The sequence below is a fragment of the Mycobacterium paraintracellulare genome, assembly GCF_000276825.1.
Classification (GTDB): domain Bacteria; phylum Actinomycetota; class Actinomycetes; order Mycobacteriales; family Mycobacteriaceae; genus Mycobacterium; species Mycobacterium intracellulare.
In genome coordinates this window covers 2202349-2228289 of the sequence record NC_016948.1, presented here as the reverse complement: position 1 = coordinate 2228289, position 25941 = coordinate 2202349, and the positions used below count along the sequence as shown (strand labels likewise).

At 70.1% G+C, this 25941-nt stretch carries 28 protein-coding genes, 1 tRNA gene and 1 other RNA gene; 14 read left to right on the top strand and 16 right to left on the bottom strand.

Annotated features, from left to right (window positions below; all coding sequences use genetic code 11):
- Nucleotides 1-50: 50 nt before the first annotated feature.
- From glnA to OCQ_RS10445, 3 genes are all read right to left on the bottom strand, one after another.
- Entirely contained in the window at nucleotides 51-1391 is a 1341-nt protein-coding gene (gene glnA / locus OCQ_RS10455; protein ID WP_008255967.1) for a type I glutamate--ammonia ligase, read from the bottom strand.
- Between the two features lie 81 nt (nucleotides 1392-1472).
- Nucleotides 1473-3032, bottom strand: a complete 1560-nt coding sequence (locus tag OCQ_RS10450) for an alpha/beta hydrolase (protein WP_139826562.1) — start codon at nucleotides 3030-3032, stop codon at nucleotides 1473-1475.
- 137 nt (nucleotides 3033-3169) lie between these two features.
- Entirely contained in the window at nucleotides 3170-4726 is a 1557-nt protein-coding gene (locus OCQ_RS10445) for an alpha/beta hydrolase (RefSeq protein ID WP_008255962.1), read from the bottom strand.
- Between the two features lie 189 nt (nucleotides 4727-4915).
- Between OCQ_RS10445 and panB the strand changes: the two genes are divergently transcribed.
- On the top strand, nucleotides 4916-5761 hold the full coding sequence (gene panB / locus OCQ_RS10440) for a 3-methyl-2-oxobutanoate hydroxymethyltransferase (protein WP_008255960.1): 846 nt from the start codon (nucleotides 4916-4918) through the stop codon (nucleotides 5759-5761).
- A gap of 187 nt (nucleotides 5762-5948) precedes the next feature.
- Complete coding sequence (locus OCQ_RS10435) at nucleotides 5949-7157, top strand: glycoside hydrolase 5 family protein (protein WP_197538614.1); 1209 nt, start codon at nucleotides 5949-5951, stop codon at nucleotides 7155-7157.
- Between the two features lie 10 nt (nucleotides 7158-7167).
- Here the strand turns inward: OCQ_RS10435 and OCQ_RS10430 are convergent, their stop codons facing one another.
- A complete protein-coding gene (locus OCQ_RS10430; protein ID WP_026071569.1) occupies nucleotides 7168-7548 on the bottom strand; it encodes a heme-binding protein in 381 nt (126 codons plus the stop codon).
- A gap of 128 nt (nucleotides 7549-7676) precedes the next feature.
- Here OCQ_RS10430 and OCQ_RS10425 point away from each other — a divergent pair, with 128 nt between their 5' ends.
- The 3 genes from OCQ_RS10425 (at nucleotide 7677) to OCQ_RS10415 (ending at nucleotide 10902) form a co-directional block, all read left to right on the top strand.
- Nucleotides 7677-8888: an FAD-dependent oxidoreductase gene (locus OCQ_RS10425; protein ID WP_080588010.1), complete on the top strand. Its 1212-nt coding sequence runs from the start codon at nucleotides 7677-7679 to the stop codon at nucleotides 8886-8888.
- A 105-nt stretch (nucleotides 8889-8993) separates the two neighbouring features.
- On the top strand, nucleotides 8994-9248 hold the full coding sequence (locus OCQ_RS10420; RefSeq protein WP_008255952.1) for a hypothetical protein: 255 nt from the start codon (nucleotides 8994-8996) through the stop codon (nucleotides 9246-9248).
- Between the two features lie 91 nt (nucleotides 9249-9339).
- Complete coding sequence (locus tag OCQ_RS10415; protein WP_008255950.1) at nucleotides 9340-10902, top strand: CYTH and CHAD domain-containing protein; 1563 nt, start codon at nucleotides 9340-9342, stop codon at nucleotides 10900-10902.
- Nucleotides 10903-10921: 19 nt separating this feature from the next.
- Here OCQ_RS10415 and rnpB read toward each other — a convergent pair.
- Nucleotides 10922-11323: RNase P RNA component class A (gene rnpB, locus OCQ_RS25660), an RNA gene on the bottom strand.
- Nucleotides 11324-11410: 87 nt separating this feature from the next.
- Here rnpB and OCQ_RS10410 point away from each other — a divergent pair.
- Complete coding sequence (locus OCQ_RS10410; RefSeq protein WP_008255948.1) at nucleotides 11411-12121, top strand: 2OG-Fe(II) oxygenase; 711 nt, start codon at nucleotides 11411-11413, stop codon at nucleotides 12119-12121.
- A gap of 3 nt (nucleotides 12122-12124) precedes the next feature.
- Here the strand turns inward: OCQ_RS10410 and OCQ_RS10405 are convergent, their stop codons facing one another.
- Nucleotides 12125-12754 (bottom strand): class I SAM-dependent methyltransferase, encoded by a 630-nt coding sequence (locus OCQ_RS10405; protein WP_008255946.1) that lies wholly within the window; start codon nucleotides 12752-12754, stop codon nucleotides 12125-12127.
- A 46-nt stretch (nucleotides 12755-12800) separates the two neighbouring features.
- On the opposite strand from OCQ_RS10405, the gene OCQ_RS10400 reads away from it, so the two are divergent.
- The 3 genes from OCQ_RS10400 (at nucleotide 12801) to OCQ_RS10390 (ending at nucleotide 14658) form a co-directional block, all read left to right on the top strand.
- Nucleotides 12801-13373, top strand: a complete 573-nt coding sequence (locus tag OCQ_RS10400; RefSeq protein WP_014384539.1) for a helix-turn-helix domain-containing protein — start codon at nucleotides 12801-12803, stop codon at nucleotides 13371-13373.
- A gap of 84 nt (nucleotides 13374-13457) precedes the next feature.
- Nucleotides 13458-14300, top strand: coding sequence for a helix-turn-helix domain-containing protein (locus OCQ_RS10395; RefSeq protein ID WP_014384538.1), 843 nt, complete (start codon nucleotides 13458-13460; stop codon nucleotides 14298-14300).
- Nucleotides 14254-14658 (top strand): VOC family protein, encoded by a 405-nt coding sequence (locus OCQ_RS10390; RefSeq protein WP_014379932.1) that lies wholly within the window; start codon nucleotides 14254-14256, stop codon nucleotides 14656-14658. Before OCQ_RS10395 ends, OCQ_RS10390 begins: the two co-directional genes overlap by 47 nt.
- On the opposite strand, the gene OCQ_RS10385 is transcribed toward OCQ_RS10390, so the two are convergent.
- From OCQ_RS10385 to cobC, 4 genes are read right to left on the bottom strand one after another with little or no spacing between them, the layout of a single operon-like run.
- A complete protein-coding gene (locus tag OCQ_RS10385; RefSeq protein WP_014384537.1) occupies nucleotides 14647-15786 on the bottom strand; it encodes a bifunctional RNase H/acid phosphatase in 1140 nt (379 codons plus the stop codon). The two genes, OCQ_RS10390 and OCQ_RS10385, sit on opposite strands and share 12 nt — an antisense overlap.
- Complete coding sequence (locus tag OCQ_RS10380) at nucleotides 15783-16520, bottom strand: zinc ribbon domain-containing protein (protein ID WP_014384536.1); 738 nt, start codon at nucleotides 16518-16520, stop codon at nucleotides 15783-15785. The genes OCQ_RS10385 and OCQ_RS10380 overlap by 4 nt, the downstream gene beginning before the upstream one ends.
- Entirely contained in the window at nucleotides 16517-17665 is a 1149-nt protein-coding gene (locus OCQ_RS10375) for a Nif3-like dinuclear metal center hexameric protein (protein WP_041784953.1), read from the bottom strand. Before OCQ_RS10375 ends, OCQ_RS10380 begins: the two co-directional genes overlap by 4 nt.
- On the bottom strand, nucleotides 17662-18690 hold the full coding sequence (gene cobC / locus OCQ_RS10370; RefSeq protein ID WP_014384534.1) for an Rv2231c family pyridoxal phosphate-dependent protein CobC: 1029 nt from the start codon (nucleotides 18688-18690) through the stop codon (nucleotides 17662-17664). Before cobC ends, OCQ_RS10375 begins: the two co-directional genes overlap by 4 nt.
- Before the next feature lie 90 nt (nucleotides 18691-18780).
- Between cobC and OCQ_RS10365 the strand changes: the two genes are divergently transcribed.
- From OCQ_RS10365 to OCQ_RS10355, 3 genes are read left to right on the top strand one after another with little or no spacing between them, the layout of a single operon-like run.
- Nucleotides 18781-19446, top strand: coding sequence for an HAD-IA family hydrolase (locus OCQ_RS10365; RefSeq protein ID WP_029385120.1), 666 nt, complete (start codon nucleotides 18781-18783; stop codon nucleotides 19444-19446).
- Nucleotides 19447-19501: 55 nt separating this feature from the next.
- A complete protein-coding gene (locus OCQ_RS10360) occupies nucleotides 19502-19936 on the top strand; it encodes a low molecular weight protein-tyrosine-phosphatase (protein ID WP_231119635.1) in 435 nt (144 codons plus the stop codon).
- Nucleotides 19936-20766 (top strand): SURF1 family cytochrome oxidase biogenesis protein, encoded by an 831-nt coding sequence (locus OCQ_RS10355; protein ID WP_041784952.1) that lies wholly within the window; start codon nucleotides 19936-19938, stop codon nucleotides 20764-20766. Before OCQ_RS10360 ends, OCQ_RS10355 begins: the two co-directional genes overlap by 1 nt.
- On the opposite strand, the gene OCQ_RS10350 is transcribed toward OCQ_RS10355, so the two are convergent.
- Entirely contained in the window at nucleotides 20748-21692 is a 945-nt protein-coding gene (locus OCQ_RS10350) for a cobalamin biosynthesis protein (protein WP_014384532.1), read from the bottom strand. The genes OCQ_RS10355 and OCQ_RS10350 overlap by 19 nt on opposite strands.
- Nucleotides 21693-21831: 139 nt before the next feature.
- On the opposite strand from OCQ_RS10350, the gene OCQ_RS10345 reads away from it, so the two are divergent.
- Nucleotides 21832-22227: a VOC family protein gene (locus OCQ_RS10345; RefSeq protein WP_008255921.1), complete on the top strand. Its 396-nt coding sequence runs from the start codon at nucleotides 21832-21834 to the stop codon at nucleotides 22225-22227.
- 5 nt (nucleotides 22228-22232) lie between these two features.
- Here the strand turns inward: OCQ_RS10345 and OCQ_RS10340 are convergent, their stop codons facing one another.
- Entirely contained in the window at nucleotides 22233-23360 is a 1128-nt protein-coding gene (locus OCQ_RS10340; protein WP_008255919.1) for an epoxide hydrolase family protein, read from the bottom strand.
- Nucleotides 23361-23420: 60 nt separating this feature from the next.
- Here OCQ_RS10340 and OCQ_RS10335 point away from each other — a divergent pair, with 60 nt between their 5' ends.
- Nucleotides 23421-24158 carry an adenosylcobinamide amidohydrolase gene (locus OCQ_RS10335; RefSeq protein ID WP_179960070.1) on the top strand — a complete coding sequence of 246 codons (738 nt, stop codon included), beginning with the start codon at nucleotides 23421-23423 and terminating at the stop codon, nucleotides 24156-24158.
- A gap of 80 nt (nucleotides 24159-24238) precedes the next feature.
- On the opposite strand, the gene OCQ_RS10330 is transcribed toward OCQ_RS10335, so the two are convergent.
- From OCQ_RS10330 to OCQ_RS10315, 4 genes are all read right to left on the bottom strand, one after another.
- Nucleotides 24239-24310, bottom strand: a tRNA-Val gene (locus tag OCQ_RS10330).
- 44 nt (nucleotides 24311-24354) lie between these two features.
- The gene (locus OCQ_RS10325) at nucleotides 24355-24816 is read right to left on the bottom strand and encodes a peroxiredoxin (protein WP_014384530.1); all 462 of its coding nucleotides are present in this window, start codon (nucleotides 24814-24816) and stop codon (nucleotides 24355-24357) included.
- A complete protein-coding gene (locus tag OCQ_RS10320) occupies nucleotides 24816-25238 on the bottom strand; it encodes a DUF3052 domain-containing protein (RefSeq protein ID WP_008255913.1) in 423 nt (140 codons plus the stop codon). The genes OCQ_RS10325 and OCQ_RS10320 overlap by 1 nt, the downstream gene beginning before the upstream one ends.
- A gap of 84 nt (nucleotides 25239-25322) precedes the next feature.
- Entirely contained in the window at nucleotides 25323-25910 is a 588-nt protein-coding gene (locus tag OCQ_RS10315; RefSeq protein WP_036390648.1) for a hypothetical protein, read from the bottom strand.
- Nucleotides 25911-25941: the final 31 nt, after the last annotated feature.

Below are 25941 nucleotides of genomic sequence, written 5' to 3'. Positions count from 1 at the left end.
GACGGTATCGCAACCCGCCGATCTTCAGGCGCGGGCGGCGCATGAAACCGCTACAGCGACAGGTACGTGCTCAGTTCGTACGGGGTGACGTGGCTGCGGTAGTTCGCCCACTCGGTGCGCTTGTTGCGCAGGAAGAAGTCAAAGACGTGCTCCCCCAAGGTTTCCGCGACCAGCTCGGAGGACTCCATGGCACGCAGCGCGCTGTCCAGGCTGGTCGGCAGCTCGCGGTATCCCATCGCCTGGCGCTCGGCGGGGGTCAGGTCCCACACGTTGTCCTCGGCCTGCGGCCCCAACACGTAGCCCTTCTCCACCCCGCGCAGCCCGGCGGCCAGCAGCACGGCGAAGGTCAGGTACGGGTTGCAGGCCGAGTCGGGGCTGCGGACCTCGACGCGCCGCGACGACGTCTTGTGCGGGGTGTACATGGGCACCCGCACCAGCGCGGAGCGGTTGGCCGCGCCCCAGGACGCGGCGGTCGGCGCCTCGCCGCCACCCACCAGTCGCTTGTAGGAGTTGACCCATTGGTTGGTGACGGCGCTGATCTCCGAGGCGTGCTCGAGGACCCCGGCGATGAAGGACTTGCCCACATCGGACAGTTGCAGCGGGTCGTCGGGGCTGTGGAACGCGTTGACGTCGCCCTCGAACAGGCTCATGTGGGTGTGCATCGCGGAGCCGGGGTGCTGCCCGAACGGCTTGGGCATGAAGGACGCGCGGGCGCCGTTCTCGATCGCCACCTCCTTGATGACGTAGCGGAACGTCATCACGTTGTCGGCCATCGACAGCGCGTCGGCGAAGCGCAGGTCGATCTCCTGCTGTCCGGGCGCGCCCTCGTGGTGGCTGAATTCCACCGAGATGCCCATGAACTCCAGCGCCTCGATCGCGTGGCGGCGGAAGTTCGAGGCGGAGTCGTGGATCGCCTGGTCGAAGTAGCCGGCGTTGTCGACCGGGACCGGCGGCGTCCCGTCGTCGGCGCCGGCCTTGAGCAGGAAGAATTCGATCTCGGGATGCACGTAGCAGGAAAAGCCCAGGTCGTTGGCCTTCTGCAGCTGGCGGCGCAGCACGTGCCGCGGGTCCGCCCAGGACGGCGAGCCGTCCGGCATCGTGATGTCGCAGAACATCCGCGCCGAGTGGTGGTGACCGTTGGGCGACGCCCACGGCAGCACCTGGAAGGTGGACGGGTCGGGGTTGGCCACGGTGTCGGACTCCGAGACCCGCGAGAAGCCCTCGATCGAGGATCCGTCGAAGCCGATGCCCTCCTCGAAGGCGCCCTCGAGTTCGGCCGGGGCGATGGCGACCGACTTGAGGAAGCCGAGCACATCGGTGAACCACAGCCGAACGAAGCGGATGTCTCGTTCCTCGAGCGTGCGCAGCACGAATTCCTTCTGACGATCCATAACTCGAACAGTATGCAACGGCTGTTAATTCTGTGTTACCGATGCCCGCTCAGAACCGTTGCGATGGCCGCGACAGGCTGGTCAGGACCGGCAGGTGTAGGCGGCCGGCGGCGTGCCCGCGACCAGGTAGCGCACCACGGCGTTGTCCACGCATTGGTCGCCGTTGAACACCGCGGTGTGCTGCGTGCCGTCGTAGGTGATCAGCGGGCCACCCAGCTGGCGCGCCAGGTTCACCCCGGCCTGATACGGGGTCGCCGGGTCGTGCGTGGTGGAGACGACGACGACCTTGCCCGGCGCCATGGCCGGCGCGGCGTGCGGCGCCGACGTCGGCGGCACCGGCCAGAGCGCGCACAAATCGCGGGGAGCGTTTCCGGTGAACGGCCCGTAGCTGAGGAAGGGAGCGGCCTGGCGGATCCGCTGATCCGCGGTCACCCAGCTGGCCTGGTCCGTCGGGTTCGGGGCATCGACGCAGCGGATCGCGTTGAACGCGTCCTGGTCGTTGGAGTAGTGCCCGTCGCGGCCGCGTCCCTGATAGTCGTCGGCGAGCAGCAGCAGGTCGCCGGCGTCGGTGCCGCGCGCCAGGCCGAGCAGGCCGCTGGTCAGGTATTTCCAGTGCGTCGGGGTGTAGAGCGCGTTGATGGTGCCGGTGGTCGCGTCGGCGTAGCTCAGCCCGCGTGGGTCCGCGGTGCGGGCGGGCTTGGTGGCCAGCGGGTCGACCAGGGCGTGGTAGCGGGCGACGAATTGGGACGGGTCGGTGCCCAGCGGGCAGCCCGGCGAGCGGGCACAGTCGGTGGCGTAGTCGTTGAAAGCCGTTTGAAATCCGGCCATTTGGTTGACGTTCTCGTCGATGGGGCCGACGGTCGGGTCGATGGCGCCGTCGAGCACCATCGCCCGCACGTGGTTGCCGAACTTCTCCAGGTAGGCGGTGCCCAGCTCGGTGCCGTAGCTGTATCCCAGGTAGTTGATCTGTTCGTCGCCCAGCGCCTGGCGCACCGCGTCCATGTCACGCGCGACGGACGCGGTGCCGGCGTTGGCCAGAAACGCGCTGCCCATCCGGTTGACGCATTGCTGGGCCAGCTGCCGGTAAAGCTGCTCGATGTGCGCGACACCGGCCGGGCTGTAGTCGACCATCGGTTCGCGCCGGTACGCGTCGAACTCGGCGTCGGTGCGGCAGCGCAGCGACGGAGTGGAGTGGCCCACCCCGCGCGGGTCGAAGCCGACCAGGTCGAAGTTGCGCCGCACGGGCGAGTTCTCCAGGTCCGGCGCCATCGCGGCCACCATGTCGACCGCCGAGCCGCCGGGCCCGCCGGGATTGACCAGCAACGACCCCATCCGTTGTCCGGTCGCGGGCACGCGGATGACCGCCAGTTTGGCCTGGGCGCCCCCGGGGCTGTTGTAGTCGATCGGGACCGACACCGTGGTGCATCGCGCGGCGGGGATATCGCTTGTGTCCGAGACGAATTGGTCGCAGCTCCCCCAGCCCTGCGGCACCGCGGCCGCCGGCGGGTTCGGCGCCGGGGTCTGCCCGGCACCGGGCTCGGGCGTGGCGCCGGCCACCGGCAGCGCGGCGGAACCACCGAGCACCAGACCGAACGAAAGCAGCGCCGAGCTCAAGGGTCTCAGGCGCGACATGGCAGTCATCGTTGCAGCCGCGGGTACCCGTGGCAGCGCGAAACGATTACGCCTTGGTCTCGGCTCTCAACCGGCTCGCGTCGCCACCGAGCGTGCACGCACGGCGACGAATCGACGAAAAACCCGCCGGGAGTGCACGTTCGGCGTCAGCACTTGGCGCCGCTGGGCGGCGTGGTGCCGCCGACCAGATAGGCCGTCACGTAGTTGTCGATGCAGCTGTCGCCCTGGAAGACGACGGTGTGCTGGGTTCCGTCGTAGGTCAGCAGCGAGCTGCGCAGCTGGTCGGCCAGGTCCACGCCGGCCTTGTAGGGGGTCGCCGGGTCGTGCGTGGTCGACACCACCACCGTGGGCGCCAGGCCGGGCGCGGAAATGGTGTGCGGCTTACTCGTCGGCGGTACCGGCCAGAACGCGCAGGTGCCCAGCGGCGCGTTGCCGGTGAACTGCCCGTAACTCATGAACGGTGCGATCTCCCGGGAGCGGCGGTCTTCGTCAATCACCTTGGCGCGGTCGGTGATCGGCGGCTGGTCGACGCAGTTGACCGCCACCCGCGCGTCGGTGGCGTTGGTGTAGTGGCCGTGGGCGTCGCGGCGCATGTACATGTCGGCCAGGGCGAGCAGGGTGTCGCCGTGGTGGTCGACGAGTTCGGACAGGCCGTCGGTCAGGTGGTGCCACAGGTTCGGTGAGTACAGCGCCATGATGGTGCCGACGATGGCGTCGCTGTAGCTCAGCCCGCGCGGGTCGTTGGTCGGGACCGGCCGGCCGATCATGGGGTTGTTGGGGTCGACCATCGGGTCGACCAGGCTGTGGTAGACGTCGACGGCCTTGGCCGGGTCGGTGCCCAGCGGGCAGCTCGGTTGCTTCGCGCAGTCGGCGGCGTAGTTGTTGAACGCGTCCTGGAATCCCTTGGCCTGCCGCAGGTCGGCCTCGATGGGATCGGCGTTGGGGTCGACGGCCCCGTCGAGGATCATCGCCCGCACCTTGTTCGGGAACGCCTCGGCGTACGCCGAGCCGATCCGGGTGCCATAGGAGTAGCCGAGGTAGGTCAGCTTGTCGTCGCCAAGCGCGGCCCGGATGGCGTCGAGGTCCCTGGCGACGTTGACCGTCCCGATGTTGGCCAGAAAGCCCTTGCCCATCTTGTCGACGCAACGGCCGACGAACTGCTTGGTCTCGTCCTCGATGTGGGCCACGCCGGCCGGGCTGTAGTCGACGTTGGGCTCGGTGCGCAGCCGGTCGTTGTCGGCGTCGGAGTTGCACCAGACCGCGGGGCGCGACGCGCCCACCCCGCGGGGATCGAAGCCGACCAAATCGAACCGTTCGCGGACCCGCTTCGGCAGCGACTGGACGACGCCCAACGCCGCTTCAATGCCGGACTCCCCCGGCCCGCCGGGGTTGATCACCAACGAACCGATCTTGTCGCCGGTCGCGGGAAAACGGATCATCGCCAGCGTGGCGTCGTCGCCGTCGAGGTTGTCGTAGTCGACCGGAACCGCGAGCTTGCCGCACAACGCGCCGGCCGGCAGCTTGACCTTCGGGTTCGCGGCCCGGCACGGCGTCCACTCCACCGCCTGGCCCAGCTTGGGTTCGGACATGACGGCGCGCCCCACCACCACGCGCGCGCAGCCCGCCACCAGCAGCGCGACGGCAGCGACCGACGTCCAGATCAGCAGCGTGCGCGCGCGCGTGCCGCGGCGAGTCAAACCCATGCCAACATATGCTGCCAGAGGAAACCTGAGATCCTGATCAGCGGCACCGCCGCGCGCGGAGCATGGCCTGTCTCACACTGTCGCGCCGTTTCAACCGCGCCGAAGAAATGGCAGAATGACACCGTCAGACGAACCCGGGGACCCGCTTTGGGCCACGAGGATCGACCCGACCACCCACTAGGGACAATGATGTCTGAGCACAACGTTTACGGTGCCAACTCGCCTGCGCCCGCGCAGCCGCTCACCAAGATCCGCACCCACCACCTGCAGAAGTGGAAGGCCGAGGGGCACAAGTGGGCGATGCTCACGGCCTACGACTATTCGACCGCCCGCATTTTCGACGAGGCGGGCATCCCGGTCCTGCTGGTCGGCGACTCGGCGGCCAACGTCGTCTACGGCTACGACACCACCGTGCCGGTGTCGGTCGACGAACTGATCCCGTTGGTCCGCGGCGTGGTGCGCGGCGCCCAGCACGCCATGGTCGTCGCGGACCTGCCGTTCGGCAGCTACGAGGCCGGGCCCGCCGCCGCGCTGGCCGCCGCCACGCGGTTCATGAAGGAGGGCGGCGCGCACGCGGTGAAGCTCGAGGGCGGCGAGCGGGTCGCCGAGCAGATCGCCTGCCTGACCGCCGCCGGCATCCCCGTGATGGCGCACATCGGGTTCACCCCGCAGAGCGTGAACAGCCTCGGCGGCTTCCGGGTCCAGGGCCGCGGCGACGCGGCCGAACAGACCGTCGCGGACGCGATCGCCGTCGCCGAGGCCGGGGCGTTCTCCGTGGTGATGGAGATGGTGCCGGCCGAGCTGGCCACCCAGATCACCGGCAAGCTGACCATTCCGACCATCGGGATCGGGGCCGGACCGAACTGCGACGGCCAGGTCCTGGTCTGGCAGGACATGGCCGGCATGAGCAGCGGCAAGGCCGCCCGCTTCGTCAAGCGCTTCGCCGACATCGGCGGGGAATTGCGCCGCGCCGCAACGCAATATGCGCAAGAGGTGGCCGGTGGGGTTTTCCCCGCCGACGAACACTGCTTCTGATCCGGCGCGCCACCGCACGATTCACGGCACGTCCTGCTGCGCGCCGGGACCACCGCGCTGAGGGTCCCGCCTCGTTGACCACCACGTTACCCCGGTCACAACGAAAGTGCCGAAAAACGTTGTGTGGCAGGCATGTACGATCGTTGTTAAGAGACGATCCGGACTCAAAAGAGCAAAGGTGGACCACATCGACCGGGGGGACCGTGGTGGCTTCGTACACCGTCGAACGGTGCTGAAGTTCCCGCTGCTAGTGGCAGGAGGCATCGTTTTGGCCCGCACACCGCACGCGTCCGCGCAGCCGCCGCGCACCTCGCCGCAGGCAAGCCGATGGTCACCCGAGCGAGCCAACCGCTGGTATCAAGCGCAGGGCTGGCCGGTGGGCGCCAACTACATCACGTCCAATGCCATCAACCAGCTGGAGATGTTCCAGGCCGATACCTTCGATCCCGGGCGCATCGACACCGAACTGGGCTGGGCCCAGTCCAACGGGTTCAACGCGGTGCGGGTCTTTTTGCACGATCTGCTCTGGGCGCAGGACCACCGCGGGTTCCAGGGCCGGCTCGCGCGGTTTGTCGACATCGCGGCCCGCCACGGCATCAAACCCCTGTTCGTGCTGTTCGATTCGTGTTGGGATCCGTTCCCGCGCCCGGGTCCGCAGCCCGCGCCGCGGCCCGGCATCCACAACTCCGGCTGGGTGCAGAGCCCGGGCGCCGAGCGCCTCGGCGACCGCGGCTACGTCCGCACCCTGCGCGGTTATGTCACCGGGGTCCTGACCCAATTCCGCAATGACGACCGCATTTTGGGCTGGGACCTGTGGAACGAGCCGGACAACCCCGCGGACACCTACGCCTCAGTGGAGCGCAAGGACAAGCTCGACCTGGTCGCCAACCTGCTCCCCCAGGTGTTCGAGTGGGCGCGGTTGGTCGATCCCCGCCAGCCCTTGACGAGCGGCGTGTGGCACGGCGAGTGGGCCGACCCGGCGCGCCGCAGCGTCATCGCCGGGATCCAGCTCGACAACTCCGACGTCATCACCTTCCACTGCTACGGCGAGCCGGCGGCGTTCGAGAGGCGCATCGCCGAGCTCGTCCCGCTGGGGCGCCCGATCCTGTGCACCGAGTACATGGCCCGGCCGCTGGGCAGCACGGTGCAAAACATCCTGCCGATCGCGAAGCGCACCGGCGTCGGCGCGTTCAACTGGGGATTCGTCGCCGGCAAAACCCAGACGTACTTTCCCTGGGACTCCTGGGACCACCCGAACCCGGATCCGGCGATGCCGCAGGAATGGTTTCACGACTTGCTCGGTCCCGACGGACGGCCGTTCCGCGACACCGAGATTGAGACGATCCTCGAGTTGAGCGACCTGGCGATGCATCTGCGGCCGCCGCCGGCCGGCTGACCCGCAGGCGTCAGCGGCACCGATTCTGGAAGTCGGTGAGCGGCTGGCGAATGCCCTCGAGGTCGGCGTGGGTCTGCGGGTTGGCGTCCATGTACTGCTTCAACTGATCACGCATGTCGCTGCGCGGCTGGCCCTTCAAGCTGGTGAAGTAGTCGTTGACGTCGGGGTGCGTGAACAGGTACGCCGACGTGGCCGCGGCGACGCCCGAGGACACCTGGGCCAGGTCGGCCGCCGTGCAATTGGGTTGCGACGCGGGCGCCGGCTCCGGCTCGTCGGCCGGCACGTCCGCGGCGGCCCAACCCGCCGTCGCGAAAAGCATTGCCACAGTGGCCGCGCAGGCCGCCATCCCGCCGGCAACGGCCCGGGCCGCCGGGCGAACAAAAGACCCCATGCAAACGCTCCTTCGTCGACCATCGCCCAAGGCGAGCGGTATTCGTACCGCAAACCATAAGGGGTTTGCCCGCCGCGCACGCGCGAATCAGGCGGCAAACGAGTGCGCGACCGCGGTAGGGTCGGGCCGTGGCGGAAGTGCTTCAGACCCAGGTTTGCGTAGCCGGTGGGGGCCCCGCCGGTCTCGTTCACGCGCTCTTGCTCGCCCGCGCGGGGATCCGGGTTGTCGTCTTGGAGAAGCACAATGACTTCCTGCGCGACTTCCGCGGCGACACGGTGCACCCGAGCACCCTGCGGATCATGGACGAGCTCGGGCTGGTCGATGAGCTTCTGCGCCTGCCGCACACCAAAGTCGACCGCGTCGCGTTCGACACCGACGGGACGATCCGCACCTTCGGCAACTTCGGCGTGCTCAAACGGTTGGGTTTCAAACAGCCGTACATCGCGTTGATGCCGCAGTGGGACTTCCTCGACTTCCTCGCCGAAAAAGCCTCTGCCTACCCGGAATTCACGCTGATCCGCAACGCCGAAGTCAAGGACCTGATCTTTGACGGCGATCGGGTGATCGGGGCGCGCACGCCCGAAGTGGAGGTGCGCGCCGACCTGGTCGTCGGCGCGGACGGGCGCAAGTCCGCGGTGCGGGCGGCGGCCGGCCTAAGGACCGCCGCCGCGCACTCCCCGATGGACGTGCTGTGGTTTCGGCTCAACTGGCGACCCGGCGATCCGCAGGAGCTGTACGGGGTGGCCCGTCGGGGCCTCACCATGGCGCTGATCTACCGGGGCGACTATTGGCAGATCGCGTATCTGATGCCCAAGGGGTCCGACCCCCGCGACGGGTCGCTGGAGGCGTTCAAAGAGCGCATCGTGGCGGCGCGGCCACAGCTGCGCGAACACGTCGACGACCTTCGTTCCTGGGACCAGACCAGTCAGCTCGACGTGCGGGTGGACCGGCTCGAGAGGTGGTGGCGCACCGGCCTGCTGTGCATCGGGGACGCGGCCCACGCCATGTCGCCGATCGGTGGCGTCGGCATCAATCTGGCTGTCGCCGATGCGGTGGCGGCCGCCAACATCCTGTGCGCCCCACTGCGCGACGGACGTCTGCGCGACGCGGACCTCGCCAAGGTGCAGCGTCGGCGAGAGCTGCCCGCCCGGGTCATCCAGGCGATCCAGGTGTTCGCACAGGACCGGGTGATCGCGCCCAATCTGAACGGCGGTGACCTGTCACCCATCCCGATCCCCGCGATCGTGGGACGGGGCCCGCTGCGCTCCATCCCGCCGATCGCCTTCGGGCGCGGCCTTCGTCCCGAACACGTCCGCACCCCGAACGTGCACACCGCTTAACACTTTTCTGCGGCGGCGTCGGAGGCGGCGTCGATATTCAGATTCCGGGCCCGCCCGCCGCGCTGTGACGGCACAATGCACTGAGGGGTCGGAAGGAGAGTGCAGATGAATCGCCGCCGCGGGCTTGCCGCATTGCTGGTGTTCTCGGGCGTGGTGTCCGTCCCCGCGATTCTCACCGCGGCGCCATCCGCCGATCGGGTCGAAGCGACCGTGTGCGTGGGCGCGGGCCGACGCATCTCGGTAAGCGGCTGCACCAACATCGCCGACAACATCGCCCGCTATGCCCCTCCACCCGCGGTCTATGCGCCGCTGCCGGAGGACGAGACGACGGCTCCGCCCCCTCCTCCGCCGCCGCCATAACGTCGTCACCTCCGTATGGCAGGCTATGGGTCTCATCCCCACCGTCCACCACGTTCAAGGCCGCGGCGACGCGCCCTCAACGGAGCCGAAGATGCCTGCAAAAACGCCGCAGACCTCGCGTCACCTGGAGGTAGAGCGCAAATTCGATGTCGGCGAGTCCACCGTGTCGCCGTCGTTCGAAGGGATCGCCGCGGTCGCCCACGTCGAGAAGGCGCCGACGCAAACCCTGGATGCGACGTACTTCGACACGCCCGCACATGACCTCGCGCGCAACAAGATCACGCTGCGCCGCCGCACCGGCGGCTCCGACGCCGGGTGGCACCTGAAGCTGCCGGCCGGGCCCGACGCGCGCACCGAGGTCCGGGCGCCGCTGGACGCGTCCGGACCCGACGGCAACAACACCGTGCCCGCCGAGTTGGCCGACGTCGTGCTGGCGATCGTCCGTGACCGTCCGCTGCAGCCGGTCGCGCGCATCACCACCGAGCGCGAGAGCCAGGTGTTGTACGACGCCGCGGGCGTCGCGCTGGCCGAGTTCAGCAACGACTCCGTCACCGCATGGTCGACGCGGGGGCCCGATGACAGCTCCGATGAATCCGGTGCGCCGCCCACCGAGCTCGAATGGCGGGAGTGGGAATTGGAGCTCCTCGAAGCGGGCGGCCACTCCAACGGCGCGGCCGGCACCGAACTGCTGAACCGGTTGAGCAACCGGCTGCTGGACGCCGGCGCCGCGCCCGCCGGACACGGCTCCAAGCTGGCGCGGGTGCTCGGCACCCCGCCACCGCCCAACGGCGCGCAGCCGAGCGAGGATCCGTTGCAGCGCGCCATCGCCGAGCAGGTCCGCGAGCTGCTGGTGTGGGATCGCGCCGTGCGCGCCGACGCCTACGACTCCATCCACCAGATGCGGGTGACCACCCGCAAGCTGCGCAGCCTGCTGCGCGACTACCAGGATTCGTTCGGCTTGCCCGACGAGGGGTGGGTCCTGGACGAGCTGCGTGAGCTCGCCGGGATTTTGGGGATGGCGCGCGACGCCGAGGTGCTCGCCGAGCGCTACGAGCGTGACTTGGACGGGCTCGCACCGGAATTGGTGCGCGGTCCGGTGCGCGAACGGCTGGTCGGGGGCGCGCAGCGCCGCTACCAGACCGGCCTGCGCCGCTCGTTGATCGCGATGCGCTCGCAACGCTACTTCCGGTTGCTCGACTCCCTGGAGGCGATCGCGGTCCAAACCCCCGGCGCCGCCGCGGCCGAGGAGCAGGCCCCGGTCACCGTCGAGGCCGCGTACAAGAAGGTCCGCAAGGCCGCCAAGGCCGCCGCCCAGGTCGATCGGGAGAACCCCGGCGACCACCACCGCGACGAAGCGATACATCGAATCCGCAAGCGCGCCAAGCGACTTCGATACACCGCGGCCGCCACCGGGGAAGCCAAAGTGTCCGAGCGGGCCAAGGCCGTGCAGTCGCTGCTCGGTGATCACCAAGACAGCGTGGTCAGCCGGGAACACCTGCGCCAGGAAGCGGACATCGCACACGCCGCCGGCGAGGACACCTTCACCTACGGCCTGCTGTATCAGCGGGAAGCCGACCTGGCGCAGCGGTGCCGCCGCGAACTCGACGGCACGCTGCGCAAGCTCGCCAAGGCGGTGCGCAAGGCCGGGCACTAGTCGCCGAAGGGGCTGAAGGCGGACGAGTTGGCCTGTAAGCCGGATTCTGTTCCCCACCGCCGCGCGTGAGCAACGGCGGTGCGGCGGCGACCATCCATCTGGACACACCGTCACCGGGTGCCTCGAGCGGCCTACCCGCAGGCTCGGGCGAGCAGCCCTCGAACGCCTGCGCGGCCGCACCAGCGGTACGGCCTTCTTGGCCTTGCTTCGGGTGGGGTTTGCCGAGCCACCCCGGTCACCCGGGATGCTGGTGCGCTCTTACCGCACCGTTTCACCCTTACCACCGCGAGGGTGGCGGTCTGTTTTCTGTGGCACTTTCCCGCGAGTCACCTCGGATTGCCGTTAGCAATCACCCTGCTCTGTGAAGTCCGGACTTTCCTCGAACCGCCTTGCGACGGCCCGCGGCCGCCCGGCCAACTCGTCCGCGACGATAAACGGTACCCGCTGCACCCGGCCGGGGCCAGCAACCGTTTACCGTGGACTCGGATCACGAATGGGAAGGCCCGCGATGTCCCGGTGGAAAAGGCGTGTCGATTCAGGCGATTGGGACGCGATCGCCGCCGCGGTCGACGAGTACGGCGGGGCGCTGCTGCCGCGACTGATCACGCCCAGCGAGGCGGCGCGGCTGCGCGCGCTCTACGCCGACGACGCCCTGTTCCGCTCCACGATCGACATGGCGCCCAAACGGTACGGGTCCGGGCAGTACCGCTATTTCCACGCGCCCTACCCGGCGCCGATCGAGGAACTCAAACAGGCGCTCTATCCGCGGCTTCTGCCGATCGCCCGCGACTGGTGTGCCAAGCTCGGCCGGGACGCGCCCTGGCCGGACCGCCTCGACGACTGGCTGGCGGCCTGCCACGCCGCCGGCCAGACCCGATCCACCGCCCTGATGCTGAAATACGGTGCGGGCGACTGGAATGCGCTGCACCGGGACCTCTACGGGGACCTGGTGTTCCCCCTGCAGGTGGTGATCAATCTCAGCGACCCGGCCACCGATTACACCGGCGGGGAGTTCCTGCTGGTCGAGCAGCGACTGCGGGCGCAATCCCGGGGCACGGCAACACAATTGCCGCAGGGACACGGCTACGTCTTCACCACGCGGGAGCGGCCGGTGCCCTCGGCCCGCGGTTGGTCCGCGGCACCGGTGCGCCACGGCGTGTCCGTGGTTCGCACCGGGCAGCGCTACGCCATGGGACTGATCTTTCACGACGCGGCGTGAGGGTTATCGGTCTCGCCGCAAGGCGATCACGTGGTCGGGCACCCTGGCCGTTTCCCCGTTGACGGTCATTTCGCGTTCGACGGCCTCGGCCCGCAGCCGCGTCCAGGCGGCGGTGTCCAGCCGCAACGAGGCGATCACCTCCTCGATGCCGAGGAAGGAGTGATCGTGGTGCTGCGCCCACGGCGGCACCGCCCCGTGGTCCACGATCAGCAGCACGCCACCGGGATTCACCCGTTCGGCGGCGTGCCGCAGCACGTCTTCGCGGTCCAGGCGGGCCGGCGAATGAAAGTACTGGGCGGAGATCAGGTCGAACATCCCTTGCGGGAACGTCTCGTTGAGGTTGTGCCGCTGAAAGTCGATGCGGGAGGCCATATTCCGCGCCGATGCGGCCGCGCGGGCGCGTTGCAGCGCGGTGTCAGAGACGTCGACGGCCACCACCTGCCAGCCGCGGTCGGCCAGCCACAGGGCGTCGGCTCCCTCCCCGCAGCCCAGGTCCAGGGCGCGGCCCGGCGGCAGGTCGGCGACCACCTCGGCGAGCCGGGGGTTGACCCGGCCGCTCCACACCCGCTCGGTCGAACGGTAGCGGTCTTCCCAGAATTGCTGGGCATCATCGGGTTTGCACGAACTGTCCATACCGCGAGCTTGCCGATTCCGCCCCGACTTGCCAAGCTGAATTGCCATGCAGGCAAAAACCCCCGATATCGACCTGGTGGTGCGGCGCAGACTGCGGGAGCTGCGCGCGCAGCGCGGCATGACGCTGCAGGAGGTCGGCGCGCGGGCGGGCATCGACGTCTCGACGCTGAGCCGCCTGGAGTCCGGCAAACGGCGCCTGGCGCTGGATCATCTGCCGCGGCTGGCCCGGGCCCTGTCGGTGAGCACCGACGAGCTGCTGCAGACCTCGTCGGCGCCGGACCCGCGGGTGCGCGGCGCCGCGCACACCCACCACGGCGTCACCTACTGGCCGCTGACCCGTCAGGGTCCCGCCGGTGGCCTGCACGCGTTCAAGGTTCGGGTCAGCGCCCGGCGCCGCAATCCGCCCGCCGAGCTGCCCGTGCATGAGGGGCAGGACTGGATGTACGTGCTCTCCGGCCGGATGCGCCTCATCCTCGGCGACCGCGACTTCACCATCGACCCGGGCCAGGCCGTCGAATTCTCGACGTGGACGCCGCACTGGTTCGGCGTGGTGGACGGGCCGGTGGAGGCGATCGTGATCTTCGGCCCGCACGGCGAGCGGCTGCACCTGCACAGCTGACCGGTGCGGCGTTAGCGTGGAGCGATGGACCGGGGCTCGGAATACCATCTCGCACCGCCGCACAGTGCGCCGGGCGTGACGTCCATGGTCGGATACCGCACGCTCGACGTTCCCGAGACCGTGCACCGCGGCATGCCATCCGCGTTGTTGACGTTCATCGTCAGCCTCGACGACGGGGTGGAAGCCGGCGACAGCGCCGACGCGCTGGCCGTCGCGCGCCCCAACCCGCTGCTGCTGAGCGGGCTGCACGTGCAGGCCAGCCACGTGCGGCAGCGCCGGGGCCAGGCCGGCGTGCAGCTGGCGGTGCATCCGCTCGCATCGCGCGCGCTGTTCGGCGTGCCGAGCGCCGAGCTTCCCGTCGCCGAGTACGACGCGACCGCCGTGCTGGATCGCGGCGGCCGCGAATTGCACGATCGCGTGACCGAGGCGCACGGCTGGCCGGACGTGTTCGCCCTGGTGGCCCGCTACCTCATCGAGGCGCGGCGGCGCCGCGAGAGCGCGAGCGTGCGTCCCGAGGTCGCGCATGCCTGGCACCTGCTGGAGCGCAGCCGGGGCCGGATACCGGTCGCTGCCTTGGCGGAGACGGTCGGCGTGACCACCCGGCACCTGACGACGCTGTTCGGCCAGGAGGTCGGCCGCTCGCCCAAGACGGTGGCGATGCTGATGCGCTTCCAGCACGCGACGGCGCGCATCGCCGCGTCGGCGCGCCGGCACGGACGCGTCGACCTCGCGGGGGTCGCGGCCGCCACGGGGTTCAGCGACCAGGCGCACCTGACCCGCGAATTCGTCCGGTTCGTCGGAGTGCCGCCGCGACGGTGGCTGGCCGACGAGTTCCGAAACATTCAAGACGGCGGCCACTCGTTCGGCGCACAGTGGGACCATGACCGCTTCGAATCCGACCGTCTGGTTGACATTGCAGGCCCATGACGCCCCCACGCTGATCGATTACTACGTCGAGACATTCGGCTTCGTCCTCACGGCGCGCTACGGCCAGGGCGAGACCGTCGATCACGCGCAACTGAACTGGCCGTACGGCTGCGGAGGGATCATGCTGGGCAGCCACAAGCCCGACGCGCAGTGGTGCCGCGAACCGGGCACCGCCGGCGGCTACGTCGTCACCGCCGATCCCGACGCGCTCTACGAACGGGTGCTGCGGCACAAGGCCGAGGTGGTGCGGCCGCTGGCCGAAACCGACTACGGCGCACGCGAATTCACCGTCCGCGATCCCGAAGGCAACCTGTGGTCCTTCGGCGACTACGGCGGCGCGTCGCCCTCAGCCGGCTAGGTACGCCGTCTGGTTCACCAATCGCACCGAAGAGGCTCCGTCGGAATAGAATTCGGCGATGCTCAGCGACGCCAGATCGAGGTGCAGCCGGTACAAGATGCCCGGCCCGGCGTCCAGCGCCTCCCGCAGCAGCATCTTGATCGGCGTCACGTGAGACACCACCAGCACCGTCGTGCCTTGCTGGGTGGCGAGGACGCGGTCACGGATCCGTGATACCCGGTCGTGCACCGCGTCGAAGCTCTCGCCGCCCGGCGGGGCGGTGCTGGTGTCGCGCAGCCAACGACGGTGCAGTTCCGGGTCGCGCTCGGCGGCCTCGGCGAACGTCAGCCCCTCCCAGGCCCCGAAATCGGTCTCGATCAGGTCGTCGTCGACGGTCACATCGAGGCCCAGGGCCTTGGCCGCCGCCGCCGCGGTGTCGTAGGCCCGCTGCAGTGGGGAGGAGAAGACCGCCGAAATCCCGCCGCGCTGAGCCAGATACCGCGCCGCCGCGTCGGCCTGCCGCCGCCCCACCTCGGTGAGCGCCGGGTTGCCGCGCCCCGAATAGCGGCGCTGCACTGACAGCTCCGTCTGGCCGTGTCGCAGTAGCAGCAGCCGGGTGGGGGTGCCGCGCGCGCCGGTCCAGCCCGGCGCCGTCGGCGACGGTGCCGCAACGGTTTTCGCCGTCTCGGCGCTGGGGGGCTCGGGCTTTTCGGCCGGCTCGGGCGTCTCCGCCGCACCGTTGGCCTGGGCCGCGGCGTCCATCGCCTCGTTGGCCAACCGATCGGCGTGCGAATTGCGCTCCCGCGGAATCCACGAGTAGCTGATCCTGTCGAACCGCGCCGCCAGCGCTCGGGCCTGGGCATTGAGTTCGATCAGGTCGGGGTGCTTGACCTTCCACCGCCCGGACATCTGTTCCACCAGCAGCTTGGAATCCAGATACACCGCGGCCTCGCTGGCGCCGAGCTTGAGGGCGTCGTCCAAACCGGCTATCAGGCCGCGGTATTCGGCGACGTTGTTGGTGGCTCGGCCGATGGCCTGCTTGTTCTCGGCGAGGACGGTCGCGCGGTCCTCGGTCCACACCACCGCGCCGTAGCCGGCCGGTCCGGGGTTGCCGCGTGATCCGCCGTCGGCTTCGATGACGACCTTCACTGATCGAATCCCTTGACCCGCAGCAGGATCGCGCCGCATTCCGGGCATCGCACCACGTCGTCTTCGGCGGCGGCCGAGATGCGGGCCAGCTCCCCGCGGTCGATCTCGAGCCGGCAGGCCCCGCACCGCTTTCCCAGCAGCTGCGCGGCGCCCGGCCCTCCCCCGGCGCGCTGCCGTTCGTAGAGCGCGGACAGGGCCGGGTCCAGCGCGGCGCTCAGCGAGTCGCGTTGTGACGAATGCAACTCGCGGGCTTCGGTGAGCTCGGCGAGCGCGGCGTCCAGCGCCTTTCGCGCACCGGCCATTTCGGCCTCCAGGGTTTCGAGGGCCTTCTGCTCGGTGTCCAGCTGGGACTGCAGCTCCTCCCGACGTTCCATCACCTCGAGGAGGGAATCCTCCAGGCTGGTCTGGCGACGTTGCAGGGTCTCCAGCTCGTGCTGCAGGTCCGCCAGTTGTTTGGCGTCGGTCGCTCCCGACTGCAGCAGCGCCCGGTCACGGTCTTCGCGCTGGCGCACCGCGTCGATCTCCGATTCGAGCCGCTTGACGTGGGCGTCGATGTCTTCCAGGGCGATCCGCACCGCACCGATGCGGTCGCCGGCGGCGTCGTATTCCTCCTGCATGCGCCGGCAGGCCTCTTGCTCCGGCAGATGGGCCGCCCGGTGCGTGAGGCGGGACAGCTCGGCATCCAGTTTCGACAACTCGAGCAGCGAACGTTGCTGTGCTACTTCGGCTTTCATGACCCTTCTCCCCCGGACTCGTTGTCACCGCGCTCGACATTCCAAGGGTCGGTGCGAATCGCGCTCACCCGCACCGCAAGCTCCGCACCGAAACGCGACCGCAGCAGGTCGGCGGCCTGTTCGCACCACGGGAATTCACTTGCCCAATGTGCCACATCGATCAGGGCAACGTCCGAGGCGCGGCGGTGCTCGTCGGCGGGGTGGTGCCGCAGATCGGCCGTGACGTAGGCCTGCACCCCCGCGCCGGCCGCGGCGGCCAGCAGCGAATCTCCGGCGCCGCCGCAGACGGCGACCCGCGAAACCGGCATGTCGGGGTCACCCGCGGCCCGCACCCCCCAGGACGTCCGCGGCAACGCGGCGTGCACGCGGGAGACGAAGTCGCGCAACGGTTCCGGTCGGGTCAGCGTGCCGACGCGGCCCAGCCCGGCGTCGCCGGGTGGGGGGACCATCGCGAAGATGTCGAACGCGGGTTCCTCGTAGGGGTGGGCGGCGCGCAGGGCCGCCAGCACCGCGGCCCGGGCCCGCGCGGGCGCGACGACCTCGAACCGGTCCTCGGGGACCCGCTCGACGTTGCCGACGCTGCCCACCGCGGGCGAGGCCCCCTCGTGCGGCAGGAACTGCCCGATGCCGGTGACGGTCCAGCTGCAATGCGAGTAGTCGCCGATGTGGCCGGCCCCGGCGTCAAACACCGCCGCCTGCACCGCTTCCGCGTTCTCGTTGGGCACGTAGATGACCCACTTGTCGAGGCCGGGCGCACCCGTCGCCGGCTCCAGCGCGGCCTCGACCTCGAGCCCGAGGGCGGCCGCCAGCGCGTCGGACACCCCCGGGTTGGCCGAGTCGGCGTTGGTGTGCGCGGTGAACAGCGAACGCCCGGTGCGGATCAGCCGGTGCACGAGCGCGCCCTTGGGCGTGCTGGCCGCCACGGTGTCCACCCCCCGCAACAGCAGCGGGTGATGGGCCAGCAGCAGGCCGGCGTCGGGAACCTCGTCGACGACCGCGGGCGTCGCGTCGACCGCGACGGTCACCGACTCCAGCTTGTCGTCGGGGTCACCGCATACCAGGCCGACCGAATCCCATGCCTCGGCAAGCCGAGGCGGGTACGCCTCATCGAGCACCGCGATGACGTCGGCCAGCTTCACGCTCACCGGCGCACCTCCGAAATCGCCTGCACCAGCAGCGGCCACTCCCGGCGCACCGCGGCCCGCAGGTACTGCTCGTCCAAGCCGACGAACGTATCACAGCGACGGATGGCAATTCCCCTGTCATGCAGTCGTTTTCGCAATGCAACGGCATCCGGCATGCGGAACAGCACGAACGGCGCCCGGCCGTCGACCACGTCGGCGCCCACCGACGCCAGCCCGGCCACCATCTCGGCGCGCAGCTGCCCCAGTCGCGCCGCCCCGGCCGCCGCGTCGGCAACCGCCTGCGGAGCGCAGCACGCCGCGATGGCCGTCAACTGCAGCGTGCCTACCGGCCAGTGCGCCCGTGTGGCGGTCAACCGCGCCAACACCTCCGGCGACCCCAGCGCGTAGCCCACCCGCAGCCCGGCCAGCGCCCACGTCTTGGTCAAGCTGCGCAGCACCAGCACGTCGGGCAGCGCGTCACCGGCCAGCGATTCGGGCTCCCCGGGTATCGAGTCGGCGAAGGCCTCGTCGACCACCAGGATCCGGCCGGGCCGGCGCAACGCGAGCAGCTCCTCGCGGCGGTGCAGCACCGAGGTGGGATTGGTGGGATTGCCCACCACGACGAGGTCGGCGTCCTCGGGGACCACCGCACCCGCGAGGCCGAACGGCGGCCGCAGCACCACGTGGTGCACCGGCACTCCGGCGGCACTCAGCGCCGCCTCCGGCTCGGTGAATGCCGGCGCGATGATCGCCGCCCGCGCCGGGCGCAGGTTGCCCAGCAGCGCGAAGGCCTCGGCCGCCCCGGCCAGCGGCAGCACCTCGTCGCGGGCCCGGCCGTGCCGCTGGGCGGCCGCGTCCTGCGCCGCGTGGACGTCGTCGACGCTCGGGTAGCGCGCCAGGTCGGGCAGCCGCGCGGCCAGCCGCCCCAGCAGCCAGTCGGGCGGTTGGCCGTGACGGACGTTGACGGCGAAGTCCAGCATCCCGGGCGCGACGGCCTGATCGCCGTGATAGCGCGCCGCAGGCGGGCTCAGGTTCAGACTCGCCATCCGTGAAACACTAGTGCGCCGCGCGGGCCGGCCGGACGAACACCGGTAACACCGTCGTACCCGTCCGCGCCCATCGAGGACAATGGTGAGGTGACAGGCGCAACGTCCACCGATCGCCAAGCCCCAGGGGCGCAGCTGGTGATCTTCGATCTCGACGGCACGCTGACCGACTCCGCGGAGGGCATCGTGGCCAGCTTCCTGCATGCGCTCGATCACATCGGCGCACCGGTGCCCCCGGGCGACCTCGTCGCCCAGATCGTGGGTCCGCCGATGGACGACACCTTCCGGTCCATGGAGCTCGGCGACGACGCCGAGGAGGCGATCGCGGCCTTCCGCGCGGAGTACGGCGCCCGGGGGTGGGCGATGAACGCGCTCTTCGACGGCATCGAGGCGCTGCTGGTCGATCTGCGCGCCGCCGGCGTCCGGCTGGCCGTGGCCACCTCCAAGCTGGAACCCACCGCGCGGCGCATCCTGGCCCATTTCGGGCTCGACCACCATTTCGAGGTCATCGCCGGGGCGAGCCCCGACGGCTCCCGCAAAGCCAAGGTCGAGGTGCTCGCCCACGCGCTTTCGCAGCTGGAGCCGCTGCCCGAGCGGGTGCTGATGGTCGGCGACCGCAGCCACGACGTGCACGGCGCCGCCGCGCACGGCATCGACACGGTGGTGGTCGGCTGGGGGTACGGCCGGGCCGACACGTTCAGCGGGGTGACGCACGCCGCGACCGTCGACGAGCTACGGAGGGCCCTGGGTGTCTGAGCGCGAGCCGCTGCACATCACGTTCGTGTGCACCGGCAACATCTGCCGGTCGGTGATGGCCGAGAAGATGTTCGCCGACCAATTGCGCCGCCGGGGTCTGGCCGACGCGGTGCGGGTGAGCAGCGCCGGCACCGGCAACTGGCATGTCGGCGAGTGCGCCGACGAGCGGGCCGCCGGCGTGCTGCGCGCCCACGGCTACCCGACCGAGCACCGCGCCGCGCAGGTCGACGCCGAGCACCTGGCGGCCGATCTGGTGGTGGCCCTGGACCGCAACCACGCCCGGATGCTGCGGCACCTGGGCGCCGACGAGGAGCGCGTCAAGATGCTGCGGTCTTTCGATCCGCGCACCGGCGCGCACACACCCGACGTCGACGACCCCTACTACGGCGACACCAGCGACTTCGAACGCGTCTACACCGTCATCGAGGCCGCGCTGCCCGGCCTGCACGACTGGGTCGACGAACGCCTCGCGCAGAACGGGTCGGGGTGATGCGCAGGTTGGCGTTCGTGCTGCGCCCGGGCTGGATCGTGCTGGCGCTGGTGGTCATCGCGTTCGCCTATCTGTGCTTCACGGTGCTCGCGCCGTGGCAGCTGGGCAAGCACAACAGGACCTCGCGGGAGAACCACCAAATCGAGCACTCCCTGAACACCGCGCCCGTCCCGGTGAAAACCCTGCTGCCGCAGCAGAACTCGGCCGCCCCCGGCGATCAGTGGCGTCAGGTCACCGCGACCGGGCATTACCTGCCCGACGTCCAGGTGCTGGCCCGGCTGCGGGTGATCGACTCCAAACCGGCCTTCGAAGTGCTGGCGCCCTTCGTCGTCGACGGCGGCCCCACCGTGCTGGTCGACCGCGGTTACGTGCGTCCGTTGGAGGGATCTCGCGTTCCGCCGATCCCCCGCCCGCCCGCCGACACGGTGACCGTCACGGCGCGGCTGCGCAACTCGGAGCCCCCCGTGGCGGGCAAGGATCCGTTCGTGGGAGACGGTGTGCAGCAGGTGTATTCGATCGACACCGGGCAGATCGCCGTGCTGACCAAGGTCCCGCTGGCCGGGTCCTATCTGCAATTGGTCGACGGTCAGCCCGGCGGCCTCGGGGTCGTCGGCGTGCCGCAGCTGGACGCCGGCCCGTTCCTGTCCTATGGCATCCAGTGGATCGCGTTCGGCATTCTCGCCCCGATCGGGTTGGGCTACTTCGCCTATTCCGAGATCCGGGCTCGTCGCCAGGAAAAGCAGTCACCCGCCGCCGCGTCGGCGCCCGCCCCCGAGGCGCCGCAGACGGTGGAGGACAAACTCGCCGACCGTTACGGCCGTCGCCGGTAACCGGCCAGCAGCCCGGCCAGCAGCGCGGCGCCCGCTTGCACCAGCGACGACAGCGCGACCGCGCGCCGCAGGTCGGCCACCGTGGGTTCCCGGCCGTCGCCGAGCGTCGGCCGGATCTGCAGCTCGTGACGGTATTGGGTGGGCCCGCCCAGGCGCACACCCAGCGCCCCGGCGAACGCCGCCTCGACGGCGCCGGCGTTGGGGCTGGGGTGGCGGCCGGCGTCGCGCCGCCACGCCCGCGCCGCCCCCGACGCTGAGCCGCCGACCAGGGGTGCGGACAGCACCGCCAGCGACGCCGTCACCCGCGCGGCAATGTAGTTGGCGACGTCGTCCAATCTCGCTGCGGCCCAACCGAATCGGAGGTAGCGCGGCGACCGGTAGCCGACCATGGCGTCCAGGGTGTTGACGCCGCGGTAGGCCAGCACCGCGGGCACCCCGCCGGCCGCCGCGTAGAGCAGCGGCGCCACCTGGGCGTCGGAGGTGTTCTCGGCGACCGATTCCAGTGACGCCCGGGTCAGGCCCGCGCCGTCCAGCGACGCGGGGTCGCGCCCGCACAGCGACGGCAGCAGCCCGCGCGCGCCCTCGACGTCGCCGCGCTCCAGCAGCTCCGCCATGGCCAGCCCGGTGCGCGCCAACGACGTTCCGCCCAGGCAGACCCAGGTGGCCGCGGCGGTCACCGCGATCGAGCACGGCCGGCCGCCGCGCCCGGCGGCCCGTTGCGCCGCCGCTCCCAGCAGTCCCAACGACCCGATCAGCAGGCCGACATGGACGGCGCCGGCGGCCCTGCTCTCGCGGTAGGTCAGGCTCTCCAGCGCGGCGGCGGCCGTGCCGAACGCGGCGACGGGGTGGCCGCGTCGCGGGTCGCCCAGCGCGCGATCGGCCAGGTAACCGACCAGCACGCCGGCCGTGCGGGGCGTCGCAAACACCCCGGCAGCGTCTCACACCGGAGGTGACCGTCCCCACGAGGCGCCCGGCGCGCGACCCGGGTCGCATCACTTTGCCTGTGGGGCAGGCGATCTCGGGCACGTCTGCGCCGCCGGCCCGTCGAGGGTTAGAGTCGACACCATGGCTTTCCCAGCGCTCAACCACGTCGCGGTCACCGTGCGCGACATCGAAGTCAGCGGCCAGTGGTATCGCAACCTGCTCGGCACCGACCCGATGCTCGACGAACACACCGACGCCGGCTTCCGGCACCAGGTGTGGATGCTCGACGGCGGCACCGTCTTCGGAATTCACCAGCACGACCGCCCGGCTACCGACGAACGATTCAGCGAACACCGCGTGGGCCTGGACCACGTCGGCTTCGGCTGCGCCGGCCGCGCCGAGCTGGAGAACTGGGTCACCCGGCTGGGCGAACTGGGCATCGAGCACGGCGGCATCGTGGACGCCCCCTACGGCTCGGGCCTCAGTTTCCGCGACCCCGACGGCATCGCGCTCGAGTTCTTCGCCCCGCCGGGCTGATTCGTTCAGCGCACCGTCGCGAAAAACGCGCGCAGATCCTCGACGAACAGCTCCGGTTCCTCGAACGCCGCGAAGTGCCCGCCGCGCGGCATGTCGGTCCAGTGGGTGATGTTGTAGACCGGCTCGCACCAGCTGCGCGGCGCCTTGAGCAGTTCGCCGGGGAAAGCCGCGACGCCCGTGGGCAATTCGACGCGGTCTCCCCTACCCCACACCGCGAAGCTCTCCCAGTACAGGCGGGCCGAGGACGCGGCGGTGTTGGTCACCCAGTAGACCATCACGTTGTCGAGCAGCTCGTCGCGGCTGACCGCGTTCTCGGGATGCCCGTCGCAATCCGCCCAGTCCCAGAACTTTTCGACGATCCACGCCAGCTGGCCCACCGGCGAATCGGCCAACCCGTAGCCCAGCGTTTGCGGCCGGGTGGACTGTTGCTTGGAGTAGCCGGTGCCCCATTTGCGGTGATTGGCCAACCCGGCCATGGCTTGCCGCTCCTCCTCGGTGGGATTCGACAGCGCTTCCTTGGTGGGCCTGCCGACCGGCATGTTGAGGTGGATGGCCGCGCAGTGGCCCCGGTTGCGGCCGATCTGGGTGGTGACCGCGGCGCCCCAGTCGCCGCCCTGGGCGCCGTAGCGCTCGTAGCCCAGGCGCACCATCAGCGTTTCCCACGCCTCGGCGATCTTTTCCACGCCCCAGCCCGCGCCGTTGGGCTTGCCGGAGAACCCGTAGCCCGGCAGCGACGGGCACACGACGTGGAAGGCGTCCTCGGCGCGACCCGACGCGGGGTTGGTCAGCGGCTCGATCACCTTGTGAAACTCCACGATCGAGCCCGGCCAGCCGTGGGTGATCACCAACGGGAAGGCGCCCTCGTGCGGCGAGCGCTGGTGGATGAAATGGATGTCGAGCCCGTCGATCTCGGTGATGAAGTGGTCGAAGCGATTGAGCGCGGCCTCCCGCGCCCGCCAGTCGTAGTCGTTGGCCCAATAGTCGGCCAGCTCGCGGGTGTAGGCCAGCGGCATGCCCTGGCTCCAGTCGTCGACGCATTCGGCCTCGGGCCAACGGGTTCGGGCCAGCCGCGCGCGCAGATCGTCGAGAACCTCGTCGGAAACGTCGATGCGGAACGGTTTCACGCGCTTCATAGTGCCGCCGTCGGTGACACCGGCGACGCGCGGGGTGGGTCGGCACGCGAGGATGTGACCATGGATCCCAGGTTGACCACGCGAGTGGAACACAGTCGGTCGATCCCGTTGCTCGTCTGGCAATTCCGCGAGCCCCGGCTGTGCATCTCGTCGGGCCCGCTCGGCGGCGGCGTCGGCGCTCGCGACTGGTTGGTCAACGCGACGGTCCCCCTGGATTACGACCGGACCGACCCGGACCGCCACCTGACCGAGATCGGCTCCGCGCTGGGTCTCGCCGGCACCGGCTGCGGGCTGCTCACCGCGGTCGACGTGACCCGTCACCACCTCGCCGCCGACGGCGGTGTGCACGCCACCGCGACGGTCGGGCTGTCCAGCCCCGCCTGGGCGGCCGCGCCCGACCGGCACTTCCGCCGGGAGGTGCCGGCCGGCCTGCGCACGACCGCGTTCACCGACTACGAGATCGTCGAGTACCGGCCGCTCACCGATGGCGACGGGTACCGGGTGGGGACCATCAACATCGTGGTCGCGGTGCCGGTGCGGCTGTCCGGGGCGGCCCTGGTCAACGCCGTGGCCACCGCCACGGAGGCCAAGGCGCAGGCGTTGCACGAGGTCGGGGTGCGCGCCACCGGAACCGCGTCGGACGCGATCGTCGTGCACTGCCCGACGGACGGGGCCGAGGAGACCTACGGCGGGCCGCGCTCGGTGTTCGGCGCCCGGATCGCCCGGGCGGTGCACGCCGCGGTGCTCGCCGGCGCCCGGGCCTGGATTTCGGGGCCCGAGTACCGGCCCTCCGGATAGGGCGCCGCGCACGTAACGGCACGGCGAAAATCGGCGCCTAAAGTCGCCGCCACGTTACGGCCGCGAACCGCCAAAAGGAGTGGGCGCGGACGGTATCGAACCGCCGACCGCTGGTGTGTAAAACCAGAGCTCTACCACTGAGCTACGCGCCCGTTGCTGCGGGCAGGCTACCCGCCCGCCGGCCAAGTCCCCAAAATCAGGCCCGCAAGGCCGCCAGGGCGTCGGTCCACAACCGTTGATCGCGCGACTCACCGGGCTGTTTCATCTCGGCGAATCGAATGATCCCGGCCCGGTCGACGACGAACGTCCCGCGGTTGGAGTAGCCGGCGTCCTCGTTGAACACGCCGTAGCTCTGGCTGACCGCGCCGTGCGGCCAGAAATCCGACAGCACCGGGAAGGTGAAGCCGCTGTCCAGCGCCCAGACCCGGTGCGTGGGCGGCGGGCCCACCGAGATGGCCAGCACCGCGCTGTCGTCGTTCTCGAAGTCGGGCAGATGATCCCGCAGCTGGTCCAGCTCGCCCTGGCAGATCCCGGTGAACGCCAGCGGGAAGAACACCAGCAGCACGTTCTTGGCGCCGCGGTAGGAGCTCAACGTGACGCGTTGTTGATTCTGGTCGCGCAGAGTGAAGTCCGGGGCGGCGGTGCCGACCGACAGCATCAACGCTTCCCGGCCCGGGACTTGGGCTGCACCAGACGGCTGGCGGCCCAATCCCCCAGGTTGACCGACGAGGTCGGCATCAGACCGGCGGTGGGGGCCGCCTCGGCGATCTCGGCCGGCAGCACGTGTCCCGGTTTCCCGGTCTTGGGGGTCAGCACCCAGATCACGCCATCCTCGGCGAGCGGGCCGATCGCGTCCATCAGCGTGTCCACCAGGTCGCCGTCGCCGTCGCGCCACCACAGCAGCACGACGTCGACTACCTCGTCGGTGTCCTCGTCGAGCAGCTCGCTGCCGCAGGCTTCCTCGACCGCCGCGCGGATCTCATCGTCGGTGTCTTCGTCCCAGCCCCACTCCTGGACAACATGGTCGGGTTGGATGCCCAGTTTGCGAGCGTAGCTCGGGGCGTGATCCGCCGCGACCACCGTGGAGCCTCCTTCAATTCCCTCGCGATGTGCGCTTCGGGATTATCGTCGCACAGCGCGAACCCCGTTCACACTTCCGCCTCATTACGTTGCCAAGCAGAGTTTGATCGCCTTCTTTTTCGTGTCGTTGAGCTGATCGACGCGTTTGTTGAATTCCGACGTCCCCGCGTGTGTGCCAATGGCGTTGGCCACCGAGTGCGCGGCGTCGATGTACGCGTTGAACGCGTCCTTGATCTGCTGCGACATCGCATCATTGAAGCTGTTGGCCACCGTGGTGGCGCTGTCGTTGAGGGCGTCGATCGCCGGGCCCTCGGTGGGGCCGGTGCCGCGGCCCGAGTTGAACGCCTGGACGAATTCGTTGGTCTTGTCGATCGCGTTCTTGCTGGTGGTGATCAGCGAGGCGCAGGCGGTACGCACCGCCTTGGTGGTCAGCGACTGCTGGCGCTGGGACTCCCGGACGCTCGACGTCGCCGACGAGGCCGACACCGACGCGGACACCGACTGGCGGTAGGCGGGGGCGACTTTGGTGTCCGGGGTCGCCGTTCCGTTGGTGACGGAGGTGCATCCCACGATGCCCATCAGCGCGGCGGCGACACAGCCCAGGGCCAACGCGCCACGCCGGGGGAAAGCCCCCACCTGCCTCGGGGGGACGGCACGCCACCGGATGAGCACAGGCCTGACGTTACCGGGTGGCTTGTGCACC

Coding starts and splice junctions, on each gene's coding strand:
- OCQ_RS10400 (WP_014384539.1), top strand. CDS start 12,801: ATGCAGGCAAAAACCCCCGATATCGACCTGGTGGTGCGGCGCAGACTG.
- OCQ_RS10355 (WP_041784952.1), top strand. CDS start 19,936: ATGCGCAGGTTGGCGTTCGTGCTGCGCCCGGGCTGGATCGTGCTGGCG.
- glnA (WP_008255967.1), bottom strand. CDS start 1,391: ATGGATCGTCAGAAGGAATTCGTGCTGCGCACGCTCGAGGAACGAGAC.
- cobC (WP_014384534.1), bottom strand. CDS start 18,690: ATGGCGAGTCTGAACCTGAGCCCGCCTGCGGCGCGCTATCACGGCGAT.
- OCQ_RS10395 (WP_014384538.1), top strand. CDS start 13,458: ATGGTCGGATACCGCACGCTCGACGTTCCCGAGACCGTGCACCGCGGC.
- OCQ_RS10390 (WP_014379932.1), top strand. CDS start 14,254: ATGACCGCTTCGAATCCGACCGTCTGGTTGACATTGCAGGCCCATGAC.
- OCQ_RS10445 (WP_008255962.1), bottom strand. CDS start 4,726: ATGGGTTTGACTCGCCGCGGCACGCGCGCGCGCACGCTGCTGATCTGG.
- OCQ_RS10420 (WP_008255952.1), top strand. CDS start 8,994: ATGAATCGCCGCCGCGGGCTTGCCGCATTGCTGGTGTTCTCGGGCGTG.
- OCQ_RS10450 (WP_139826562.1), bottom strand. CDS start 3,032: ATGACTGCCATGTCGCGCCTGAGACCCTTGAGCTCGGCGCTGCTTTCG.
- OCQ_RS10325 (WP_014384530.1), bottom strand. CDS start 24,816: ATGCTGTCGGTCGGCACCGCCGCCCCGGACTTCACTCTGCGCGACCAG.
- OCQ_RS10380 (WP_014384536.1), bottom strand. CDS start 16,520: ATGAAAGCCGAAGTAGCACAGCAACGTTCGCTGCTCGAGTTGTCGAAA.
- OCQ_RS10340 (WP_008255919.1), bottom strand. CDS start 23,360: ATGAAGCGCGTGAAACCGTTCCGCATCGACGTTTCCGACGAGGTTCTC.
- OCQ_RS10410 (WP_008255948.1), top strand. CDS start 11,411: ATGTCCCGGTGGAAAAGGCGTGTCGATTCAGGCGATTGGGACGCGATC.
- panB (WP_008255960.1), top strand. CDS start 4,916: ATGTCTGAGCACAACGTTTACGGTGCCAACTCGCCTGCGCCCGCGCAG.
- OCQ_RS10335 (WP_179960070.1), top strand. CDS start 23,421: ATGGATCCCAGGTTGACCACGCGAGTGGAACACAGTCGGTCGATCCCG.
- OCQ_RS10345 (WP_008255921.1), top strand. CDS start 21,832: ATGGCTTTCCCAGCGCTCAACCACGTCGCGGTCACCGTGCGCGACATC.
- OCQ_RS10415 (WP_008255950.1), top strand. CDS start 9,340: ATGCCTGCAAAAACGCCGCAGACCTCGCGTCACCTGGAGGTAGAGCGC.
- OCQ_RS10405 (WP_008255946.1), bottom strand. CDS start 12,754: ATGGACAGTTCGTGCAAACCCGATGATGCCCAGCAATTCTGGGAAGAC.
- OCQ_RS10430 (WP_026071569.1), bottom strand. CDS start 7,548: ATGGGGTCTTTTGTTCGCCCGGCGGCCCGGGCCGTTGCCGGCGGGATG.
- OCQ_RS10360 (WP_231119635.1), top strand. CDS start 19,502: ATGGCCGAGAAGATGTTCGCCGACCAATTGCGCCGCCGGGGTCTGGCC.